We start from the raw sequence: 4762 nt of genomic DNA, 5'->3' as shown, positions 1-4762 counted from the left end.
ATGGCGTTCAACCTTCCGTTTCACAATTTTAGCAAACTCACCATCAAGGAAATCCTTTAAGGAGCTATTTTCATATTCTTCTTCATTCAATGTCTGGAAATGTTTATATCTTTTGTCAGCCTGGTCACCTTTTCCTTCAACCTGGACGACATAAAATGATAGATTCTGTACTTCAAATTCCATGTCCAATCTCCCTGCTGCCAGTATTTATTCCGTTAAAAATACAGCATCATCTATTAAGTGATGCTGTATTTTTTGTGATTAGTTCATTAAATGAAATTCTGTTTTACTTCCTGTTTGGGTAGAGATGACCTCTAGCCGTGCATCGATACGCTCCTTCAGTTCCGGTACGTGGGAAATGATCCCAACAAGGCGGCCACTGCTCTGAATATCGATGAGTGCTTCAATTGCCTGGTCTAACGATTCTGGATCAAGAGTACCAAAGCCTTCATCAATGAACATTGTTTCAAGCGAAACCCCGCCAGCATAGTTTTGAACTACATCAGCAAGGCCTAGTGCCAGTGATAAAGCTGCTTTAAAGCTTTCCCCGCCTGAAAGTGTTTTAACATGCCGTTCCTGACCGGTATAAGCATCCAGCACAAGAAGCTCAAGGCCGCTTTGGACGTTTCCTTTAGAGCGATCTGTTTTACGCAGAAGTCTATAACGTCCACTTGTCATCTTATTAAGCCTAACATTTGCTTCCGACAGAATATCATCCAGGAAGGCTGCCAGCACAAAGCGCTCAAAGGTAATACGGTATGTGTTCTGTCCTTTAGAAATTTCATAAAGGTGCCCTATAAGCTTGTACCGTTCTTCAAGGACCTTCATCTGCTCATTCAATGACTCAACCATTTCCAAAATGGCCTGATTATCACGCTTTTTCAGATTCAGATCCTGATAGATTTCATCTGCATGTTTAATTTTATCATTAAGCACTAAAAATTCTTTTTGGAGATTTTCGATATCTGGCTTTTTTACTTCCTGTAATATATTTGACATTTCAGTATATCGGTCAGAAACAGAGCGAAGCTCTTCACGATAATTACGTATATCCATTTCAAGCTTTTGAATATCTTGTTCAGTTTTTTTCGCTTGATGGTAAAGCTGAAAATTATCGAATCCCTGGGCGTTCATCTTATTCTTGAATACTTCTCGTTCAGAAACAAGTTCAGCATTCTTTTCTGTAAGACGTCTTTCTGCATCTTCTCCTCGAGCCTTCTCAGTTCCTAGCTGTTCCTTCGCATTCTGAAAATTTTTCCTGGCTTGTTCAAGCTGATGTTCAAGTCGCTGTTGCAGTTCAATCGCATCTTTTAGTTTCTTTTCATAAGCCACGGTTGATCTCAGGTCTTCTGGTATGATTTCTGTCATTCTTTCTAATGTCGTCTTCTTTTCTGTATATTGAATCACCATCTGATGATAGTTTTCTTCTAATGTTTTTAACTGCTGCAGAATTTTCTCTTTGCCTTCTTCAATTCTCTTAATTTCAGATATTACTTTTTCAAGAGAATTCACCTTGGTTGTGAGCTGATTTTGTTCTTCTTTAAGCTTCTCTTGAACACTTTGTATTTGCAAGATCACATCAGCAAGTTCGGCGGTTTTGAAATCAGGGCGGAGCTTTAAGATTTCTGCGATCAGTTCTTCGCCAGCTGTAGACAAAGATTTAAGGTTCGCTTCTGCTTCAATAAACCCTTTTTCAGCGAAGCTTTTTTCCTTTTCCAGCTTTGATGCCTGTTCCCTAGCTGCCTTTAGATCTTCCTCTGTCGGAATAAAACCGTCGTTTGCCGATGCTGGCTCCGGATGATGCTCAGAGCCACATACTGGACATGCTGCTCCATCATGAAGAGATGCGGCCAGTACAGCCGCCTGAGAATGAAGCCATTTCCGCTCCAAATCTTGTACGGTTGCTTTCCCATCCTCGAAACGGGCATTAGCGTAGTTATAGGCAGACTTTTTCTGATCGAGTGACTGACTTGCGATATCAATTTTATTGTTATGAGCTTGAATCTTTTTTAGCTTGTCCTGTTCATGACTGAGCTTTTCAAGTTTCCGGTCATTCTCCAATAAGGAAAGCCGTGCCTTTTCTGCCATTTCTTTTTCAGCTTGCAAAACCTTTACGCGCTCTTCCGAAGCCTTAACAGTGGATTCACCCTTCTCTCTCTCTTGCTTAGCAGCTTTAAGAGATAAAGATAAGCCCTCGACAGTCTTTGCAATACTCGCGAATGCCAGTACGTCATCTTTCATATTTTCGAGTTTGTTCATTTGTTCTGCTGCTGCTTTCCGTTCTGGTTCTCGGTCAAGCTGTTTTTGATGGTCTTTCTCAGCTTGAGCAAGCTGATCAGTAAGCAGATTTATTTTTTTGGTGATTTGCTCCGCTTGTTCCGTAAGGCTATCGCATTCAGCCTTTAAACGATGGCAAAGCTGTTCCTGAGTTGCAAGCAGTGCCGCTTTTTTAGCCAAATCGGCTTCATTTTCCTTCTGTTTAAAACTCTCCTGCTGTCCCTCCAAATTTTCTTTTTTCAATCGGAGGTCTTCCAGTGTTTCCAGCTGCTTAATCGTCGTTTGAGCTTCAAATAAACGCTGTTGCTGCATGTCACGTTCCTTTTGTCTTTCCGCTCGTTCAAGGGTCATTTTATCAAGCTTCAAGCCCATTGCTACTATTTCTTCTCTTAGAAGGGGCATGATCAATACATCATTCACACTGCCGGCCTCTATATATTCTTTTAGCTCAGCATTTTCAACTGCCTTTATGGCACGGATGGCCGAGTTTCTTTTTTCCACCTGGTCCTCTACCGATTTCTTAAGAACAGTGGCTTCTTCCTTAAGTTTTTCTTCCACTCTTTTGTAAATTTCGGTGTGGAAAAGCCTTTGCAGGATAACTTCCTTATCCTTGCTGTCTGAAGTCAGAAGCTTTCGGAATTCTCCCTGGGGAATCATTAGGATCTGCCGGAACTGGTTGCTGTCGATAATCATGATTTCTTTGATTTTTTCATCCACTTCTCGAACATTCGATGCCAGCAGCTGGGGTTCTCCATTCTCGTCAAGCTGGTAAAGTTCTGCCTTAGCACCTAACATGGTGAAACCGTCACCGCTCTTCTTTTTCTTTTCCTGCTGCGGTGATCTCGTAATCAAGTATGTTTTTTGGCGGAGTGAAAATTCCAGGCTTATTTCTGTCAGTAAATCATCCATTGCAAACTGACTTCGCAAATCGGGTCCATTCCTGTCCTCACCACTTGCTTTGCCGTAGATTGCATAACTTATACCGTCAAAAATGGTCGTCTTACCTGAGCCTGTTTTCCCTGAAATGACAAACATCGTCCTGTTTTCGAGTTCTCTGAAGTCAATCGTTTCAGTCCCTGCATAAGGCCCAAAAGCCTGCATGGTTAATTTGAGAGGTTTCATTTTACTCCCTCCTCCTTCAGAACCTTGTCAATCACGCCAGCCATCAGCCCGCGCTTATCTTCTGTGAAATCGGCAGTCGTCATTTCCTGATAAAATTGCTCGAACAATTCGAGTTCGGATTTCTTCTCTTCCCTGATGGAAGTAAAGTTCTGCTTGTGCTTTTGGTCGATCGATTCTATTTTCCTTTCAAGATGCAGAACATTAGGAAATACATGGCGCAGCTTCCCCATCGGATCAATCAATGCTCCGTCATCAAGCAAAGTCACTTTTAAATAGTCGTGCGTATTCTCTTTTTCATAAAATGATGGATCAAGGAGCTGATCAAGATGGCCCTCGATTTCACGCATATCCTGCTTAGGCTGCAGGCTGCGGTAGCGCATTTCAAAGCCGCCTTTTTCATTCATTTCCACGATTGAAATCGACTTCCGCTGCTTCGCTTCTGAAAATGAATATTTTAACAGTGATCCAGAGTATTTGATTTTGTCATGCTTGATGGCATCGGGACTATGGAGATGGCCTAAAGCAGTGAAAGAAAAAGGATCAAACAAGTCTTGTGTAACACAGCCAGATCCGCCAACGGATAATGTTCTTTCCGAATCACTGGTATTCCCGCCAAGGACAAAGGCGTGTCCAACAAGCACATTTGCTTCATTCGGATTAAGGTTTTCCTCAATTTTTCCAATGACTGCTTTCATAGCGTCCTGATGCGAATGAATCGAAGGATCATTTAGCAAATGGCGTACCAGACCTGGCTCAGCATAAGGAACGAGGTGAAAGTTCACACCGTTTATATGTACTGGCTTGAAGTCATTCGTTAATTTCCCTGTAAGATAGAAATGACTGTGACGATACCACGAGCTTCCAAATGATAGGCGCTCCGCACTATCATGGTTGCCTGAAATAGCCACAATTGGTGTATTCAGCTGAACATTGATTTTGAAAAGTACTTCATCAAGCAGGTCAACTGCATCCGTTGGTGGTACTGATCGGTCATAAAGATCTCCCGCTATTACCACTGCATCCGGCTGTTCTTCTGCGACCAGATCAACGAATTGATTCAATACCTCGCGCTGGTCATTGGTCATATACATTCCGTGAACAAGTTTTCCAAGGTGCCAGTCGCCAGTGTGGATAAATTTCATGCCAATCCCCCCTGTAATCCAAAATTTTTTATATAGTAGGTCAAAGTAAGTTCATTTTTACAATGCTACTATTATATCAGACTCATATTCTTAATGTGCATTCAAAAAACAGGAAACAAACAGGAACATTTGTTCTTATTCTATCAAATCCATTCATTAAAATCTACCTTAATTTTCCTTTTCACTATACTCGTATTAATAATTTACCTAATTGCTATTTA

3 protein-coding genes are annotated in these 4762 nt (G+C 41.5%); all 3 read right to left on the bottom strand.

What is annotated here, in order from left to right; genetic code table 11:
* Positions 1-183: DUF3900 domain-containing protein (locus WB217_RS11020; RefSeq protein ID WP_423993276.1), on the bottom strand; the 183-nt coding region annotated here is incomplete at its 3' end.
* A 78-nt stretch (positions 184-261) separates the two neighbouring features.
* On the bottom strand, positions 262-3399 hold the full coding sequence (locus WB217_RS11015; protein WP_423993275.1) for an AAA family ATPase: 3138 nt from the start codon (positions 3397-3399) through the stop codon (positions 262-264).
* The gene (locus WB217_RS11010) at positions 3396-4541 is read right to left on the bottom strand and encodes an exonuclease SbcCD subunit D (protein ID WP_423993274.1); all 1146 of its coding nucleotides are present in this window, start codon (positions 4539-4541) and stop codon (positions 3396-3398) included. The genes WB217_RS11015 and WB217_RS11010 overlap by 4 nt, the downstream gene beginning before the upstream one ends.
* Between the last annotated feature and the right edge of the window lie 221 nt (positions 4542-4762).

It is taken from the genome of Mesobacillus sp., from assembly GCF_049588175.1.
In the GTDB taxonomy this organism is placed as follows: Bacteria; Bacillota; Bacilli; order Bacillales; family Cytobacillaceae; genus Mesobacillus.
This window is presented reverse-complemented; position numbering and strand designations above follow the sequence as displayed.